Below are 17,400 nucleotides of genomic sequence, written 5' to 3'. Positions count from 1 at the left end.
GGCCTGCTTTCCCGCTGACCGCCCCCGGGTTTGCCCCCCGGCCAGCGGGGCCGGTCGGCGGGGGGCAGCGGGGTGACGGGCTGCCACTCGAGTGGGGTGGAGAGCACCATCGTGCTGGACGGCTGCCCGTACGGGGCGAGCCGGTCGATCACCGCCTCGAAGTCCCCGATCGACCCGGCGGCCACCTTGAGCATGCTGCACGCGTCGCCGGTGATGCGGTGGATCTCCAGGATCTCGGGCCAACCCGCCACGTCCGGGTCGTGCAGGATGCACCGCGCCCCGTAACAGGACATCCGGATCAGCGCGACCACGGTGCGCCCGGCCCGGGTCAGGCCGACGTGGGCGTGGTAGCCGGTGATGACCCCGGACTCCTCCAGCCGGCGTACCCGCTCGGCCACGGCCGGTGGCGACAGGTGCACCCGCCGGGAGAGCTCGCTGAAGGAGAGACGCGCGTCGGCCTGCAGTTCCCGCAGCAGCGCCCAGTCCATGTCGTCCATGAGGCGACCTTACTTTCTCGAAGCCGAATCCCACTCATGCCTTCTGCGTCGCAGGTCAGACGGGGTGAGCGCCGTTGATCCGGCATTCCATCCGGGGGTTCCGCCGAGAGATCATGTCGGCATCCCGAAAACGGCCGACCGTCGGCCGTCCCGGGTGACGAAGAGCAGAGGGAGGCCACCGGTGGAGCAGACGGACGTGCGCGTACCCGCCAAGGCGGCGGTGCGCCCGGCGACCCCGCGGCAGCGCGCGGCCCGCGCCGCCCGCAACGGCGGCGAACCGACGCTGGAGTTCGCCGAGCGGGTGCCGTACGACGCGTACGTGCAGGCCAGCACGCTGCACCGGCTACAGCAGCCGCTGAGCGACGACCCCGGTGAGATGTCCTTCCTGATGGTCAGCCAGATCATGGAGCTGTACTTCGGGCTGACCTGCCACGAGCTGCGCGAGACGCAGCGGCTGCTGCGCGCCGACCGGGTGTGGGACGCGCTGGCCCCGCTGCGCCGCGCCGCGCTGCACCTGGAGGGGCTGAACGCGGCCTGGAAGGGGCTGCGCTGGATGAGCCCGGCCGACTTCAACCGGTTCCGCAACCTGCTGGGCGAGGGCTCCGGCTTCCAGTCGGCGATGTACCGCCACCTGGAGTTCCTGCTCGGCCTCCGCGACGAGACGCTGATCCGGCCGTTCCGGCGGCAGACCGACGTGTACGCCGACCTGCGTGCCACCCTGGCGGCGCCGAGCCTCTGGGACGACGTGCTCGCCCTGCTGGCCCGGCACGGCCACGACCTGCCGGCCGATCTGCTCGACCGGGAGTTCGCCGCCGAGCACCAGCCGCACGCCGCCGTGGAGGCGGCCTGGGTGCGGATCTACGCCGAGCCGGGGCCGGAGAACCACCTGCGGTTGCTGGGCGAGGCGCTGACCGAGGTGGCCGAGCAGTTCGGCGACTGGCGGCAGCACCACGTCAAGGCGGTGCAGCGGACAATGGGCGCCAAGGTCGGCAGCGGCGGCTCCGCCGGGCTCGCGTGGTTGCAGCGCAGCATGGCCCGGGTGGTCTTCCCCGAGCTGTGGTCGGCCCGGACAGCGATGTGACCCGAGAGCGAGAACACCCCATGAACACCGGAGCACCTGAGTCGTGCGGCCTCGCCGGTGGCGAGGCCGAGGCGCGCCGCCTCGACGCCGCCCACCCCGGGCACCGCCACCTGTTCCACGTGCCGCCGGCCGACGGCGGGCGCTTCCGCGACGCGGCGTACCTGGCCGGCAACTCCCTGGGTCTGCAACCGCGGGCCACCCGCGACGAACTCGTCGCCGACCTGGACGCGTGGCGCCGGTTGGGCGTCGAGGGCCACCTGGAGGCCGAGCGCCCCTGGCTGCCGTACCACGAGCTGCTGACGGCGCCGGCCGCGCGACTGGTCGGCGCCACCCCGGCGGAGGTCGTGGTGATGAACTCCCTGACGGTCAACCTGCACCTGCTGATGGTCAGCTTCTACCGGCCGGCGGGGGCGCGGACCAGGATCGTCATCGAGGACAGCGCCTTCCCCTCGGACAGCTACGCCGTGCGCAGCCAGGCCCGCTTCCACGGCCTCGACCCGGACACCACCGTCGTCCGGCTGCGGCCGCGCGCCGGCGAGGACACCCTGCGCACCGAGGACGTGACCGCCTACCTGGCCGCCGAGGGCGACACGGTGGCGCTGGTGCTGCTCGGCGGGGTCAACTACCTCACCGGCGAGCTGATGGACATCCCGACGATCACCGCCGCCGGCCGCGCGGCGGGGGCCGTGGTCGGCTGGGACCTGGCGCACGCCGCCGGCAACGTCCCGCTCGCCCTGCACGAGTGGGACGTCGACTTCGCCGCCTGGTGCTCCTACAAGTACCTGAACTCCGGCCCCGGCGCGCTGGCCGGGGTCTTCGTGCACGAGCGGCACCTCGGCGACCCGGACCTGCCCCGCTTCGAGGGCTGGTGGAGCACCGAGGCGGCCACCCGGTTCGAGATGACTCCGGTCTCCCGGCCGCCGGCCACCGTGGAGGCGTGGCAGATCTCCAACCCGCCGATCTTCGCGATGGGCCCGGTGCGGACCTCGCTGGAGCTCTTCGACGCCGTGGGGATGCCCGCGCTGCGCGAGCGCAGCGTCCGGCTCACCGGCTACCTGGCGGGGCTGCTCGACGAGGTGACCGCGAACCGTCCGCTGACCGTGGTCACCCCGCGGGAGCCGGAGCGGCGGGGCTGCCAGCTCTCGGTGCGCATCGGCGCGGGCAGCGCGGCCGGGCTGGCCAAGCGGCTGCGCCACGAGCACGGCGTGATCGCCGACGCCCGGGAACCGGACGTCATCCGGTTCGCCCCGGTGCCGCTCTATTCCACGTTCCACGACTGCTGGCGGGTCGCCGAGGCGCTGGCCGCGACCGTTGCGGAGGCGGGCTCATGACGGAGGAACGCAACGAGATCGCGGTGGTCGGCGCGGGCCTGGCCGGCTGTCTGCTGGCCTGCTTCCTGGCCCGGCGCGGCTACCCGGTGGCGCTCTACGAGCGCCGGCCCGACCCGCGTACCGGCACGGTGGAGCGGGGACGCTCCATCAACCTGGCGCTCTCCGAGCGCGGCCTGGACGCGCTGCGCCGGATCGGCCTGGACGAGCAGGTGCTGGCCGACGGGCTGCCGATGCGCGGCCGGATGATCCACCCCGTGGACGGCGAGGCGCAGTTCCAGTCGTACAGCGCCTCCGGCGACCGGGCGATCAACTCGATCAGCCGGGGCGCGCTGAACAACGCCCTGCTGGACGCGGCCACCGCCCTGCCCGGGGTGCGGGTCGCCTTCGACCACCGGCTCGTCGGGCTCGACCCGATCGACGGCGGGATGACCTTCGAGACCCCGCGGGGCACGGTCGCGGCCACCGCGTCGGTCGTCCTCGGCGCCGACGGCGCGGGCTCGGCGGTACGCGGGCAGCTGCTGGCGTACGGGCTGCTGACCGAGAGCGTGGACTTCCTCGACTACGGCTACAAGGAGCTGACGATCCCGCCACTGGGCGGGGACTTCGCCCTCGACCCGGAGGCGCTGCACATCTGGCCGCGCGGCACCTCGATGATGATCGCGCTGCCGAACCCGGACCGCTCGTTCACCTGCACCCTCTTCTGGCCCACCCACGGCACCGCCAGCTTCGCCTCGCTGGGCAGCCCGGCGGCCATCGAGCGGCACTTCGCCGAGCACTACCCGGACCTGCCGCCGCTCGCCCCGGGCCTCGTCGACGACTACCAGCACAACCCGGTCGGCGTGCTCGGCACCGTCCGCTGCACCCCGTGGCAGGCGTACGGGAGGGTCGGCCTGCTCGGCGACGCGGCGCACGCCATCGTCCCCTTCTACGGCCAGGGCGCGAACTGCGCCTTCGAGGACGTGGTCGAGCTGGACCGCTGCCTGGACGAGCGCGCCGACGACTGGTCGGAGGCGCTGCCGCTGTTCCAGCAGCGGCGGCAGGAGAACGCCGAGGCGATCGCGCAGATGGCGCTGGCGAACTTCGTGGAGATGCGGGACAAGGTCGCCTCGCCGCTGTTCCAGGCCGGCCGCAAGGTCGAGCACGCGCTGGAGCGGATGCTGCCGGGCCGGTACGTTTCCCGCTACGAGCTGGTGTCCTTCTCGACCACCCCGTACGCCCAGGTGCGTCGCCGGGTCCGCCGGCAGCACCGGGTGCTCGGGGCGGTGGCCGCCGGGGTGGCGGCGGTGCTGGCCGGCGCGGTCGGCCTCACGATCAACCGAGGGAGGCGTCGATGACCGTGACCTGGGATCCCCGGCTGATGGCGGGGCGGGCGCCCGACGGCCCGGGCCTGCTGCGCAACTTCGTCGGCGGCGAGTTCGTCGAGGCCGGGCGGCGGTTCACCAAGCGCAGCCCGGTGACCGGCGAGCCGGTCTTCGAGGTGGCCGAGGCCGACCGGGCGTGCGTGGACGACGCCGTCGCCGCCGCGCGGGCGGCGCTGCGCGGGCCGTGGGGCCGGATGGGGGAGCGGGAGCGCGCCGAGGTGCTGCGCCGGGTCGCCGACGAGCTGGAGCGCCGCTTCGACGACCTGGTCACCGCCGAGGTCGCCGACACCGGCAAGTCGATCTCGCAGGCGCGGACGTTGGACATCCCGCGTGGCGCGGCGAACTTCCGCGCCTTCGCGGAGATCGTGGCGACCGCGCCGACGGAGTCCTTCACCACGGTCACCCCGACCGGCGGCCGGGCGCTGAACTACGCGGTCCGCAAGCCGGTCGGCGTGGTCGCGGTGATCGTGCCGTGGAACCTGCCGCTGCTGCTGCTCACCTGGAAGGTCGCCCCCGCGCTGGCCTGCGGCAACGCCGTGGTCGTGAAGCCCAGCGAGGAGACGCCCGCTTCGGCGACGCTGCTCGCCGAGGTGATGGCGGCCGCCGGCGTGCCCGCCGGGGTGTTCAACCTGGTGCACGGCTTCGGCCCGGACTCGGCGGGGGAGTTCCTCACCCGGCACCCGGGGGTGGACGCGATCACCTTCACCGGCGAGTCGGCCACCGGGGGCACCATCATGCGGGCCGCCGCCGAGGGGGTGAAGGCCGTCTCCTTCGAGCTGGGCGGCAAGAACGCCGGGCTGGTCTTCGCCGACGCCGACCTCGACGCGGCGGTGGCGGGGTCGGTGCGCTCCAGCTTCACCAACGGAGGCCAGGTCTGCCTCTGCACCGAGCGGATCTACGTGCAGCGGCCGGTGTTCGAGGAGTTCACCGCCCGGCTCGCCGAGCGGGCCGCCGCGCTGCCGTACGGGTGGCCCGCCGACGAGGCCACGGTGAACATGCCGCTGATCTCGCACCAGCACCGCGACAAGGTGCTCGGTCACTACGAACTGGCCCGCACCGAGGGCGCGGAGGTGCTCACCGGGGGCGGCGCGCCGCGCTTCGGCGACGCCCGCGACGGCGGCGCGTACGTGCTGCCGACGGTGCTGACCGGGCTGGGCCCGCAGGCCCGCACCAACACCGAGGAGATCTTCGGCCCGGTGGTGCACGTCGCCCCGTTCGACGACGAGGACGAGGCGTACGCGCTGGCCAACGGCACCCAGTACGGCCTGGCGGCGACGGTCTGGACCCGCGACGTCGGCCGGGCCCACCGGGCCGGCGCCCGCCTCGACGCCGGCATCGTCTGGGTGAACACCTGGTTCCTGCGCGACCTGCGCACCCCGTTCGGCGGGATGAAGGCGTCCGGCATCGGGCGCGAGGGCGGCGTGCACTCACTCGACTTCTACTCCGAACTCACCAACGTCTGCGTGGACCTGACATGAGTGTTGACTACGAGGCGGCGGCCCGGGAACTGGTCGCCGCGCGGGAGAACGGCAGGCCCTGCCCGCCGCTGCGCGGGCGGCTGCTGCCCGAGGGGGACGTCACGTCGGCGTACGTCGTCCAGCAGCTCCAGGTGCGCCAGTGGTCGCAGCGGGGCCACCGGCGGGTGGGCGCGAAGATCGGGCTGACCTCCCGAGCGGTGCAGGAGAGCTTCGGCGTCTTCCAGCCGGACTTCGGGGTGCTGCTGGACGCCATGGCGGTGCCCGACGGGGCCGAGGTCGCGATGGACCGGCTGCTCCAGCCCCGGGTGGAGGCGGAGGTCGCCTTCGTGCTGGGCGCCGACCTGCCCGACGAGCGGATCACCACCGCGGACGCGATCCGGGCGGTCGACCACGTGCTGCCGGCGATCGAGATCGTCGACTCGCGGGTCGCGGGGTGGGACATCTCGATCGTGGACACCGTCGCGGACAACGCCTCCAGCGGCCTCTTCGTGCTCGGCACCGCGCCGCGTCGGCTCGCGGACGTGGACCTGCGGCTGTGCGGGATGGTGCTGGAGCAGGCCGGTGAGCCGGTCTCGGTCGGGGCCGGCGCGGCGTGCCTCGGCAATCCGCTGCACGCGGTGCAGTGGTTGGCGCAGACGATGGCCCGCTCGGGCGATCCGTTGCGCGCGGGCGACGTGGTGCTCTCCGGGGCGCTCGGCCCGATGGTGCCGGTGACGCCGGGCGCGGCGTACGAGGCGCGGATCTCCGGTCTGGGCTCGGTGCGCACCTGCTTCTCCGGGGAGGCGTCGTGACCACCGGCGTGGCGGTGATCGGGTCGGGCAACATCGGCACCGATCTGATGATCAAGGTGCTCCGGCTCTCGGAGTCGCTGCGGATGGTGGCGATGGCCGGCATCGACCCGGAGTCCGACGGCCTGGCGCGGGCCCGGCGGCTTGGCGTGGCGACCACCGCCGGTGGCGTGGACGGCCTGGTGGCGATGCCGGAGTTCGCCGGCGTCGAGCTGGTGTTCGACGCCACGTCGGCGGGCGCGCACCGGCACAACGACGCGGTGCTGGCCGCGCACGGTCGCACGGTGGTCGACCTGACCCCGGCGGCCATCGGCCCGTACGTGGTGCCGCCGGTGAACCTGGACGAGCACCTGGGCGAGCGCAACGTCAACATGGTGACCTGCGGTGGACAGGCGACGGTGCCGATCGTGGCCGCCGTCGGCCGGGTCACGCCGGTGGCGTACGGGGAGATCGTCGCCTCGATCGCCTCGAGGTCGGCGGGGCCGGGCACCCGGGCCAACATCGACGAGTTCACCGAGACCACCGCGCGCGCGATCGAGGTGGTCGGCGGCGCCGACCGGGGCAAGGCGATCATCGTGCTCAACCCGGCGGACCCGCCGCTGCTGATGCGCGACACCGTCTACTGCCTCTGCCCGGACGCCGACGCCGACCGGGCCGCGATCGCGGCGTCGGTGGCGCGGATGGTGGCGTCGGTGCGGGAGTACGTCCCCGGCTACCGGCTCAAGCAGGACGTGCAGTTCGACCGGGTCGACACGTACGTGCCGGCGCTGGGCCGGCACCTGACCGGGTTGCAGGTCTCGGTGTTCCTGGAGGTCTCCGGCGCCGGGCACTACCTGCCGGCGTACGCCGGGAACCTGGACATCATGACCTCGGCCGCGCTGCGCACCGCGGAGCGGCTGGTCGCGCTGCGCCCCGAGGCCGCCTCGGAGGTGCTGTCATGACCGACCTGTACATCCAGGACGTGACGTTGCGCGACGGCATGCACGCGGTCGCCCACCGCTACACCGTCGAGCAGGTGCGCACCATCGCCGCCGCGTTGGACGCGGCGGGGGTGGCGGCGATCGAGGTGGCGCACGGCGACGGGCTGGCGGGTTCCAGCGTCAACTACGGCCACGGCGCGGCCAGCGACGCGGAGTGGATCGCGGCGGCGGCCGAGGTGATGACGACCGCGAAGCTGACCACGCTGCTGCTGCCGGGGATCGGCACCATCGCCGACCTGAAGGCGGCGAAGGCCCTCGGCGTGACCAGTGTGCGGATCGCCACCCACTGCACCGAGGCCGACATCTCGGCCCAGCACATCTCGTGGGCGCGGGAGAACGGCATGGACGTCTCCGGCTTCCTGATGATGTCGCACATGAACGACCCGGCCGGGCTCGCCGCCCAGGCCAAGCTGATGGAGTCGTACGGCGCGCACTGCGTCTACGTCACCGACTCCGGCGGCCGGCTGCTGATGTCGGACGTGGCGGCGCGGGTAGACGCGTACCGGCAGGTGTTGGAGCCGACCACGCAGATCGGCATCCACGCGCACCACAACCTCTCCCTCGGGGTGGCCAACAGCGTGGTCGCGGTCGAGCACGGGCGGATCCTCGGCGACGCCGCGGCCGGCCCGTCGGCGGCCCACGGCCGGACGGTGCGGGTGGACGCCTCGCTGGCCGGGCAGGGCGCCGGCGCCGGCAACGCCCCGCTGGAGGTCTTCGTCGCGGTCGCCGAGCTGCACGGCTGGCAGCACGGCTGCGACGTCTTCGCGCTGATGGACGCCGCCGACGACATCGTCCGGCCGTTGCAGGACCGGCCGGTCCAGGTCGACCGGGAGACGCTCTCGCTGGGCTACGCGGGGGTCTACTCGAGCTTCCTGCGGCACGCCGAGCGGGCCTCCGACCGCTACGGCGTGGACGTCCGCTCGATCCTGGTCGAGCTGGGCCGCCGCAGGATGGTCGGCGGCCAGGAGGACATGATCGTGGACGTGGCGCTGGACCTCGCCGGCGACCAGCAGAAGGGTGGCAGAGCATGATCGGGCCGGACACCGCGGGCATCGCCGAGCGGCTGGGCGTGGCGGCGGACACCGCCACCGCGATCGGGCAACTGGCCGCCGAGACCGGTCTCGACGTCGACGCCGCGTACGCGGTGCAGACCGCGCTGGTGCAGCGCCGGCTGGAGCGCGGCGAGCGCCTCGTCGGGCTGAAGATGGGCCTGACCAGCAAGGCCAAGATGGCGCAGGTCGGCGTGGACGAGGTGATCTGGGGCCGGCTCACCGACACCATGCGGGTGCCCGACGGCGGCAGTGTCGACCCGGCCGCCTTCATCCACCCCCGGGTCGAGCCGGAGGTGGCGTTCCTGCTGGACCGGCTGCCCGAGCCGGGGGAGCCGGTCGGCGACTTCACCGACGCGGTCCGCGCGGTCGCCCCGGCCATCGAGCTGATCGACTCCCGGTACGCGAACTTCACCTTCTCCCTGCCGGACGTCATCGCCGACAACACCTCCGCCGCCGCGTTCGTCGTCGGGCCGTGGAGCCCGGTGCCCGACGGGCTGGAGAACCTGGGCGTGCTGCTGGAGGTCGACGGACGGGTGGCGCAGGTCGGCTCGACCGCCGCCATCCTCGGCGATCCCCGACGGGCCCTCGACGAGGGCATCCGGCTGGCCGGCCGGCACGGGGTGCGGCTGCGCGAGGGCTGGGTGTTCCTGGCCGGCGCGGCCACCGCCGCAGTCCCGCTGCGCGCCGGTGCCCACGTCCGCGCCGTGGTCGAGAAGCTCGGCACGGCCTCGCTGCGGGCGTCGGCATGAGCGGGCAGGCGCGCGTCGTCGCGGGCAAGGCCGTACCCCGGGGCGCCTTCCCGCACGTCAAGGTCGCCGGCGGCTTCGTCTTCGTCTCCGGTACGTCGTCGCGGCGGCCGGACAACACCTTCGCCGGCGTCGAGGTGGACGAGTTCGGCACGACGAACCTCGACATCCGGGCGCAGACCCGGGCGGTGATCGAGAACGTCCGTGACCTGCTGCGTTCGGTCGGCGCCGACCTCTGCGACCTCGTGCAGGTCACCAGCTACCTGGTCAACATGAACGACTTCGGTGGCTACAACGAGGTTTGGGCCGAGTTCTTCGACGCCACCGGCCCGACCCGCACGACGGTGGCGGTGCACCAGCTGCCGCACCCGCACCTGCTCGTCGAGATCCAGGCCGTGGCCCTTCTTCCGTCAGGAGGTCAGTCGTGAGTGAGATCGCGGAGCCGTTCAGCTTCCCCGGTTGGATCGCGGAGAACCAGCATCTGCTCAAGCCGCCGGTCGGCAACAAGGAGATGTTCCCGGGCTCCGACGACTTCATCGTCATGGTGGTGGGCGGGCCCAACCAGCGCACCGACTTCCACGTCGACCCGTACGAGGAGTTCTTCTACCAGGTCAAGGGCAACATGCACGTCAACCTGATGACCCCGGAGGGGCCGCGTACGGTGCACGTGCGCGAGGGACAGATGTGGATGCTGCCGCGCAACACCCCGCACTCGCCGCAGCGGCCCGAGGCCGGCTCGATCGGCGTGGTCGTGGAGCGGGTCCGCGAGGAGGGCACGCTGGAGAAGTTCCAGTGGTACTGCGCCGAGTGCGGGCACAAGGTGCACGAGGTGGAGTTGCAGGTCCGGGACATCGCCGCCGACCTGCCCCCGGTGTTCCAGGCGTTCTACGCCGACGAGGCCGCGCGCACCTGCGCGAACTGCGGCGCGCTGCACCCGGGCAAGGGCTGATGCGCGGTCCCGCCCCGGGCCTGTCGGGGCAGGCGCGGCTGCCGGTGGTCGACGTGCACACGCACGTCGTACCGAAGGGGTGGCCGGACCTCGGCGCGGCGTGCGGCGGGTCCGGCTGGCCCTGGCTGCGGGTCGACTCCGAGCGGGCGGCCATGATCATGGTGGGGGAGACGGAGTTCCGTCCGGTCGGGGCGGAGTGCTGGGACGCGCCCACCCGGCTCGGCGACATGGACGCCGACGGCGTGGACGTGCAAGTCGTCTCGCCCACCCCGGTCTTCTTCAGCTACGACCGGCCCGCCGACCAGGCGGTGAAGGTGGCCCGGATCTTCAACGACCTCACCCTGGAGGTCACCGCCGCCGGTGGTGGCCGGCTGGTGCCGTTCTGCCAGGTGCCGTTGCAGGACCCGGAGGCGGCCTGCGCCGAGCTGGACCGCTGCCTCGCGGCCGGGCACGCCGGGGTGGAGATCGGCAACCACGTCGGCGACCGCGACCTGGACGACGCCGGGATCGTGGAGTTCCTGACGCACTGCGCCGAGGTGGGGGCGCCGGTCTTCGTGCATCCGTGGGACATGCCGGGCGGCCCCCGGCTGGACCGGTGGATGGCCCGCTGGCTCGCCGGGATGCCCGCCGAGACGCACCTGTCGGTGCTGGCGCTGATCCTCGGCGGCGTCTTCGACCGGGTGCCCGACACGCTGCGGATCTGCTTCGCGCACGGCGGCGGCAGCTTCCCGTTCTGGCTGGGCCGCGCCGACAACGCCTGGCACCGCCGGGGCGACCTGGTACGCGGCGCCTCCACCGCCCCGCCCAGCTCGTACGTCGACCGGTTCCGCGTCGACTCGGTGGTCTTCTCCGCGCCCGCGCTGCGGCTGCTGGTCGACACGATGGGCGTCGAGCGGGTGCTCGTCGGCAGCGACTACCCGTACCCGTTGGGGGAACGGCCGGTCGGCCGGGTGGTGCGCGAGGCGGACTTCCTCACCGGGGAACAGCGCGGCATGCTGCTCGGCGGCAACGCGCTGCGGTTCCTCGGCACCCGCACCTAGCGGCGCGGCGACGCCGCCGCCCGGCGGGGGTGGAATCCGGAGCCGTCGCGGCCCCCAGTGCGCGCGACGGCTCCGGAGCGTGGGATCCAGGAGCGTGGGCAGGTGTCCCGGTGCTCCTCGATCGCCGAGCCACCGATGTGCGGTGATCACCGTTGATCGGGTCCATCCTCGGTGCCGGAGCCGGTGGGCGGTCATCCCGATGTGGTCATGTCAGGGGGATATGGCGCTCGTCGCAGCGCCGGCCGGTCGTGTCGTGCGGCACGGCGGGGGACGGGCGGGCAGGATGAGGGGATGGCCGAGCCGCACGACCTGACCGCGCTCGAGCAGGCCGCCGCGATCGCCGCCGGCGAGCTGTCCAGCGTCGAGCTGGTCGAGCACCACCTGACCCGCGTCGACGCGCTCGGCGACACCGTCGGCGCGTTCGTCACGGTCACCCCCGAACGGGCCCGCGCGGCGGCCCGCGCCGCCGACGCCGTCCCCGCCGGCGAGCGCGGCCCGTTGCACGGCGTGCCGACCGCGATCAAGGACCTCACCCTCACCGCCGGGGTACGCACCACCTTCGGCTCGGCGGCGTTCGCCGACTTCGTGCCGCCCGTGGACGCCGACGTGGTCCGGTTCATGGCCGAGGCCGGGCTGGTGAGCCTGGGCAAGACCACCACCTCCGAGCTGGGCTGTTCGCTCTACTCGGAGGGGCTGGTCGCGCCGCCGGCCCGCAACCCGTGGGACCTGGCGTACACCGCCGGTGGTTCCAGCGGAGGGGCGGCGGCGGCCGTCGCGGCCGGGCTGGTGCCCCTCGCCCAGGGCTCCGACGGCGGCGGCTCGCTGCGCATCCCCGCGTCGCTGTGCGGCCTGGTCGGCTACAAGCCCAGCCGGGGCCTGGTCTCCGGCGGGCCGGTCGGCTCCGGCGCCTACGGCCTGCCGACCAACGGGCCGGTCGGGCGCACGGTCGCCGACGTGGCGGCGCTGCTCGACGTGCTGGCCCGGCCGGTGCCCGGCGAGCCCTACCTGGCGCCCGCCGCGCCCGCAGGCGGCTGGCTCGGCGCGGCCCGGGCGGCCGACCCGGGGCGGCTGCGGGTCGGGCGGTTCACCGCGCCGATGCTCGCCGACGAGCCGGTCCACCCCGACTGCCTCGCCGCCGTGGACCGGGCGGCGGCGCTGCTCACCGCCGCCGGCCACGAGGTGGTCGACGTGCCCGCGCCCCTCGGGCCCGCCGTGTGGCCGCTGTTCGAGATCGTCTGGTACGTGCTGGCGCTCGCGCCCGTGCCAACCGGGCGGGAGAGCGCGCTGCTGCCGCTGACCCGACACCTGCGGGCCCGGGGAGCGGAGATCTCCGCCGGCACCCTCAGCGCCACGCTCGGCGAGCTCCAGGCGCAGGTGCGCCTCGGCGTCCGCCGCACCGCCGGCTGCGACCTGCTGCTCTGCCCCACCCTCGCCGCGCCGCAGGCGCCGGTGGGCTGGTTCACCGAGGGCGGCGACCCGGCCGAGGACTTCGACCGGCAACGCCGGTTCTCGCCGTACTGCGCCGTCTTCAACGTCACGGGCGATCCGTCCGTGTCGCTGCCGGTGGGCGTCACCGCCGAGGGGCTGCCCGTGGGGGTCCTGCTGACCGGTCGGTACGGCGACGACGCGAGGTTGATCGCCACGGCTGCGCAGCTGGAGCACTCCAGTGGCGGGTGGGATCGCCACCCCGCAATCTGGCGGGCCGTGGGCTCCGCTAACGTGAATGGCAGCGGTGTCGGGCGGTCGGCGCCATGATCGTCCACCCGACCCGGATCCTTGAGGTCTCTTCTTCCGCCTGGGGGCGTTGGGATTGTCTGTAACCGAGACGTTGCTGGTCTTCGTCGGCATCCCGGCGGCCGCGGTGCTGGTGATCGCCGGTCTGGCGTACGCCGGTAGCCGTGGTGGCGGCGGTGGCGGCGCCAAGCGCTACCGACCGGGCCGGCCCTTCGACTTCACTCCGGTCTGGTTCCTGGGTCGGCCGGAGCAGCTGGCCGACTCGGCCGGCACCGCCCTGGCAGCGGGCGCCCAGGCGCCGGCGCTGACCAGCCACAAGCTCGAGCGGGCCGGCGTCGAGCCGCCGGCCGGTGGAACCGGAGGCGCAAGTGACCGTTGGTGAGAAGCAGGCCGGGACACCAACCCCGCCCGAGGTGCTGGACGGGCCGTTCTCGACCCGCCAGCTGCTGCGCATCGACGAGGCCCTGCGCCTGGCCGACCAGGGCACCGGCCTGGTCTTCTCGGTCTTCGTCGGCGGTCTCGACGAGCCGATCCGGGAGCACGCCGAGCGGCTGCACCGCCAGCTCGCCGAGCCCGACCGGTCGGTCCTGATCGCGGTGTCGCCCAACCAGCGGCAGCTGGAGATCGTCACCGGTCGGCACGCCCGCAAGCGGATCCCCGACACCTACGCCCGGCTCGCCGCGCTCTCCATGGTGGCGGCGTTCGGCGGGGGCGACCTGGCCGGCGGCATCATCAACGGCCTCGACCAGCTCGCCAGCCACGCCGGCAAGGGCTGAGCGACCCCGGCGCGCCTCGCGCCTCGCGCCGCACGACGAAGCCCGGTCCGCCACGCGGACCGGGCTTCGTCGTGTGCCGCGTACGTCAGGCGCTGCGGACGTCCCGCTCGCGGGCCCGCAGGGCGCGGACGACGCCGTCGCGGCCCTCGGCCACCAGCCGGCGCAGCGACGCCGGGTGGCCGTCGCCGGCCAGCCACGCGTCGGTGGCCGCCACGGTCTCGTCGTCCACCAGGTACGCCGGGTACGCCAGCTGCGTGAACTCCTGCGCCGGCTCGCTGTCCCGGCTGCCCCAGACCTGGTCCACCGCGGCGAAGTACTTCTCCCGGTAGGGCGCGACCAGCTCGATCTGCGCCGGGTGGGTGAAGCCCTGCAACAGCGCCCGGTTGCGCCAGTTCGGCAGTGCGTCCGGGCCGGTCAGCTCGGCCCAGACGGCGGCCTTGTTCTCCGCCGTCGGCACCAGCGCGTGCGCGTACGCGGCCTCCCGCTCGCCGCTGGCCGTGCGGTCCCCGGCCAGTTCCGCCTCGATCTCGGCGGTGCCGGCCGCGCCGTTGGCGACCAGCGCGCCCAGCACGGCCCAGCGCAGCTCGGTGTCGATGGCCAGGCCGGCCGGGACGTCGGCGCCGGCCAGCCAGCCGCGCAGGATGGCCAGGTCCTCGGCCGAGCGGGCCGCCGAGGCGTACGCGCGGGCCCAGGTCAGCTGGAAGCCGCTGCCGCGTTCCGCCGCCGCCAGCGCCGTCCGCGACGTGCGGGCCAGCTCCGCCCAGCCGGTCGGCGCCCAGGCCGGGTCGACGTAGAAGTTGAGCGCCGACTTGGCCTGCCGCAGGGCGGCGTTGACCAGGTTGATGTCGGTCTCGGCGGGCAGCCCCGCCAGCACCAGCGCCACGTAGTCGCGGGCGGCCAGCTCGGCGTCGCGGGTCATGTCCCAGGCGGCGGTCCAGCACAGCGCGCGGGCCAGCGACGAATCGAAGCCGGCGATGTGCTGCACCACGGTGGCCATCGACCGCTCGTCGAGACGCAGCTTGGTGTAGGTGAGGTCCTCGTCGTTGAGCAGCAGCACGTCGGCGGCGGGCAGGCCGCGCAGCACGGGCAGCTCGGTGCGCTCGCCGGTGACGTCGACCTCGTGGCGCTCGCGGCGGACCAGCCGGCCGTCGGTCAGGTCGTAGAGACCCACCCCGATCCGGTGGGTACGCAGCGTCGGGTGCCCGGCGGGCGCCTCCTGGAGCACCACCACCTGCTCGTAGGTGCCGTCCGCGCCGATCGTCAGCTCCGGTCGCAGGGTGTTGACCTGCGCCGTCTCCAGCCACTGGGCGGCGAACTTGCGCAGCTCCCGGCCGGAGGCCGTCTCCAGCTCGGAGAGCAGGTCGTCGAAGGTGGCGTTGCCCCACGCGTGCTTGGCGAAGTAGGCCCGCAGGCCGGCCAGGAACGGCTCCTCGCCGACGTACGCGACCAGTTGCTTGAGCACGCTCGCGCCCTTGGCGTAGGTGATGCCGTCGAAGTTGACCTCGACCGCCTCCAGGTCCGGCATCTCGCAGTAGACCGGGTGGGTGGAGGAGAGCTGGTCCTGCCGGTAGCCCCAGTTCTTCCGGATCGACAGGAACGTCGTCCACGCCTCGCGGAACCGGGTGGCGTGGGTGTTGCACCAGTGGCTGGCCCACTCGGCGAACGACTCGTTCAGCCACAGGTCGTTCCACCAGCGCATGGTGACCAGGTCACCGAACCACATGTGCGCCAGCTCGTGCAGGATCGTGTTCGCCCGCTGCTCGTACTCGTAGTCGGTCACCTGCGAGCGGAAGAGGTAGTGCCCCTCGGCGTGCGTGACGCAGCCGAAGTTCTCCATCGCGCCGGCGTTGAAGTCGGGCACCCAGAGCTGGTCGTACTTGGGCAGCGGGTAGCGCACGCCGAACTGCTCGTGGAAGAAGTCGAAGCCCTGCTTGGTGACCAGGAAGAGGTCGTCCGAGTCGAGGTGCTGCGCCATCGAGGCCCGGCAGAACACGCCCAGGTCGATGCCGTCGTGGCTGTCGCGCACCTCGTGGTACGGCCCGGCGCAGAGGGCGGTGACGTAGGTGCTCATCCGCACCGAGGTGGCGAGGTGGACCGTCTTCAGCCCCTCGCCCGCCGCCTCCTCCCGCTCCACCGGCATGTTCGAGACCACCTTCCAGTGGTCCGGGACGGTGGCGTGCCAGGTGTAGACGCTCTTCAGGTCGGGCTGGTCGAAGCAGGCGAAGGCACGCTGGGCGTCGGCCGTCTCGAACTGGCTGTAGAGGTAGGTCTCGCCGTCGACCGGGTCGACGGTGCGGTGCAGGCCCTGCCCGCTGTTCGAGTACGCGAAGTCCGCCTCGACGACCAGCGTGTTCTCGCTCTCCAGTCCCGACAGGGTCAGGCCCTTCTCGGCCGACCAGTCGCTCAGGTCCACCGGGGCGCCGTTCAGCGTGGCGGACCGCACGGAGTCGGCGGCCAGCTCGATGAAGGTGCTCGCGCCGGGCTGCGCGCACCGGAACCGGACCTCGGTCGTCGAGCGGAAGGTGCGAGCCTCGGCCGCCCGTACGGCGGACGAGAGATCCAGACTGATGTCGTACCCGGTCACGTCGAGCAGGCGGGCCCGCTCGGTGGCCTCGGCCTGCGTCAGGTTGCGCACTCCCGGCACTTTTCGTCTCCATCCCGTTTCGCCGCACGCCGTGTTGGCGCCGTCATCGACCGCTCGTGACGGCCGGATTCGAGTCTTCCATGCACGAACACCCTGTGGTGGTCGAGGTCACGCTCTCATTCCGCTGTCGGTCGATACCTGCGGGGGTGAGGATCGCAGGAGGCGCCGGGAGGCCGGCGCCACCCGTCGTGAAGGGACCAGCCGTGAGCGAGCGTGCCGCCGTAGACATGTGGTTCGACCCCCTCTGCCCGTGGGCGTGGATCACCTCCCGTTGGCTGCTGGAGGTGGAGCAGGTCCGGGACGTGGACATCCGGTTCCACGTGATGAGCCTGTCGGTGCTCAACGAGGGCCGGGAGCTGCCCGAGGAGTACCAGGAGCTGATGCGGGACGGCTGGGGCCCGGTGCGCGTCTGCATCGCCGTGGAGCAGCGGTACGGCCAGGACGCCGTCCGGAAGCTCTACACCGCGCTCGGCACCCGGATCCACCTCGGGCAGGAGAAGATCACGCGGGAGCTCTGCGCCGCCGCGCTGGCCGACGTCGGGCTCGACCCGGCCCTGGCCGACGCCGCCGAGGGCACCGGCTACGACGAGGCGCTGCGGGCCAGCCACGAGGCCGGCATGCGGCCGGTCGGCACCGACGTCGGCACCCCGGTGATCCACGCGCCCGGCCCGGACGGCGGCACGGTCGCCTTCTTCGGCCCGGTGATCACCCCGGCCCCGAAGGGCGAGGCCGCCGGCCGGCTCTGGGACGGCGTCCTGCTGGTCGCCGGCACCCCGGGCTTCTACGAGCTCAAGCGCACCCGCGACCTCGGCCCCATCTTCGACTGACCTCCCCTCCGGCCCGCCCTCCCTCCGGTGGGCTCCGCCCGGGTCGATCGAGGGATTCCGTCGGATTCCCGACCCGAACCCTCGATCGACGGAGGAAGGGCGGGCAGGCGGGGCCC

General features: G+C 73.5%; 17 protein-coding genes. 15 read left to right on the top strand and 2 right to left on the bottom strand.

Annotated elements, in window-relative coordinates; translation table 11 throughout:
* On the bottom strand, positions 1-497 hold a 497-nt coding region (locus ACSNN9_RS23195; RefSeq protein ID WP_436675361.1), incomplete at its 3' end, for an Lrp/AsnC family transcriptional regulator.
* A gap of 181 nt (positions 498-678) precedes the next feature.
* Between ACSNN9_RS23195 and ACSNN9_RS23190 the strand changes: the two genes are divergently transcribed.
* From ACSNN9_RS23190 to ACSNN9_RS23125, 14 genes are all read left to right on the top strand, one after another.
* The gene (locus ACSNN9_RS23190; RefSeq protein ID WP_436675360.1) at positions 679-1,578 is read left to right on the top strand and encodes a tryptophan 2,3-dioxygenase; all 900 of its coding nucleotides are present in this window, start codon (positions 679-681) and stop codon (positions 1,576-1,578) included.
* Between the two features lie 20 nt (positions 1,579-1,598).
* Positions 1,599-2,909 (top strand): kynureninase, encoded by a 1,311-nt coding sequence (gene kynU / locus ACSNN9_RS23185; protein ID WP_436675359.1) that lies wholly within the window; start codon positions 1,599-1,601, stop codon positions 2,907-2,909.
* Complete coding sequence (locus ACSNN9_RS23180) at positions 2,906-4,243, top strand: FAD-dependent oxidoreductase (protein ID WP_436675358.1); 1,338 nt, start codon at positions 2,906-2,908, stop codon at positions 4,241-4,243. Before kynU ends, ACSNN9_RS23180 begins: the two co-directional genes overlap by 4 nt.
* Positions 4,244-4,266: 23 nt before the next feature.
* Positions 4,267-5,748 carry a 2-hydroxymuconic semialdehyde dehydrogenase gene (locus ACSNN9_RS23175; protein WP_436675362.1) on the top strand — a complete coding sequence of 494 codons (1,482 nt, stop codon included), beginning with the start codon at positions 4,267-4,269 and terminating at the stop codon, positions 5,746-5,748.
* Positions 5,745-6,539, top strand: a complete 795-nt coding sequence (locus ACSNN9_RS23170; protein WP_436675357.1) for a 2-keto-4-pentenoate hydratase — start codon at positions 5,745-5,747, stop codon at positions 6,537-6,539. Before ACSNN9_RS23175 ends, ACSNN9_RS23170 begins: the two co-directional genes overlap by 4 nt.
* Positions 6,536-7,477: an acetaldehyde dehydrogenase (acetylating) gene (locus ACSNN9_RS23165; protein ID WP_436675356.1), complete on the top strand. Its 942-nt coding sequence runs from the start codon at positions 6,536-6,538 to the stop codon at positions 7,475-7,477. The genes ACSNN9_RS23170 and ACSNN9_RS23165 overlap by 4 nt, the downstream gene beginning before the upstream one ends.
* The gene (dmpG, locus tag ACSNN9_RS23160; protein WP_436675355.1) at positions 7,474-8,547 is read left to right on the top strand and encodes a 4-hydroxy-2-oxovalerate aldolase; all 1,074 of its coding nucleotides are present in this window, start codon (positions 7,474-7,476) and stop codon (positions 8,545-8,547) included. Before ACSNN9_RS23165 ends, dmpG begins: the two co-directional genes overlap by 4 nt.
* Positions 8,544-9,317, top strand: coding sequence for a 2-keto-4-pentenoate hydratase (locus ACSNN9_RS23155; protein ID WP_436675354.1), 774 nt, complete (start codon positions 8,544-8,546; stop codon positions 9,315-9,317). Before dmpG ends, ACSNN9_RS23155 begins: the two co-directional genes overlap by 4 nt.
* The gene (locus tag ACSNN9_RS23150) at positions 9,314-9,742 is read left to right on the top strand and encodes a RidA family protein (protein ID WP_357867217.1); all 429 of its coding nucleotides are present in this window, start codon (positions 9,314-9,316) and stop codon (positions 9,740-9,742) included. Before ACSNN9_RS23155 ends, ACSNN9_RS23150 begins: the two co-directional genes overlap by 4 nt.
* A complete protein-coding gene (locus ACSNN9_RS23145; RefSeq protein ID WP_436675353.1) occupies positions 9,739-10,263 on the top strand; it encodes a 3-hydroxyanthranilate 3,4-dioxygenase in 525 nt (174 codons plus the stop codon). Before ACSNN9_RS23150 ends, ACSNN9_RS23145 begins: the two co-directional genes overlap by 4 nt.
* Positions 10,263-11,303: an amidohydrolase family protein gene (locus tag ACSNN9_RS23140; RefSeq protein WP_436675352.1), complete on the top strand. Its 1,041-nt coding sequence runs from the start codon at positions 10,263-10,265 to the stop codon at positions 11,301-11,303. The genes ACSNN9_RS23145 and ACSNN9_RS23140 overlap by 1 nt, the downstream gene beginning before the upstream one ends.
* 291 nt (positions 11,304-11,594) lie before the next feature.
* Complete coding sequence (locus ACSNN9_RS23135) at positions 11,595-13,058, top strand: amidase (RefSeq protein ID WP_436675351.1); 1,464 nt, start codon at positions 11,595-11,597, stop codon at positions 13,056-13,058.
* Between the two features lie 49 nt (positions 13,059-13,107).
* Complete coding sequence (gene ctaJ / locus ACSNN9_RS23130) at positions 13,108-13,419, top strand: aa3-type cytochrome oxidase subunit CtaJ (protein WP_436675350.1); 312 nt, start codon at positions 13,108-13,110, stop codon at positions 13,417-13,419.
* Complete coding sequence (locus ACSNN9_RS23125) at positions 13,406-13,813, top strand: DUF5130 family protein (protein ID WP_436675349.1); 408 nt, start codon at positions 13,406-13,408, stop codon at positions 13,811-13,813. Before ctaJ ends, ACSNN9_RS23125 begins: the two co-directional genes overlap by 14 nt.
* 85 nt (positions 13,814-13,898) lie before the next feature.
* Here the strand turns inward: ACSNN9_RS23125 and pepN are convergent, their stop codons facing one another.
* Complete coding sequence (gene pepN, locus ACSNN9_RS23120; protein ID WP_436675348.1) at positions 13,899-16,448, bottom strand: aminopeptidase N; 2,550 nt, start codon at positions 16,446-16,448, stop codon at positions 13,899-13,901.
* A gap of 212 nt (positions 16,449-16,660) precedes the next feature.
* On the opposite strand from pepN, the gene ACSNN9_RS23115 reads away from it, so the two are divergent.
* Complete coding sequence (locus ACSNN9_RS23115) at positions 16,661-17,284, top strand: mycothiol-dependent nitroreductase Rv2466c family protein (protein ID WP_436675347.1); 624 nt, start codon at positions 16,661-16,663, stop codon at positions 17,282-17,284.
* Positions 17,285-17,400 lie beyond the last annotated feature (116 nt).

This window comes from Micromonospora sp. URMC 107, assembly GCF_051386315.1.
In the GTDB taxonomy this organism is placed as follows: domain Bacteria; phylum Actinomycetota; class Actinomycetes; order Mycobacteriales; family Micromonosporaceae; genus Micromonospora.
This window is presented reverse-complemented; position numbering and strand designations above follow the sequence as displayed.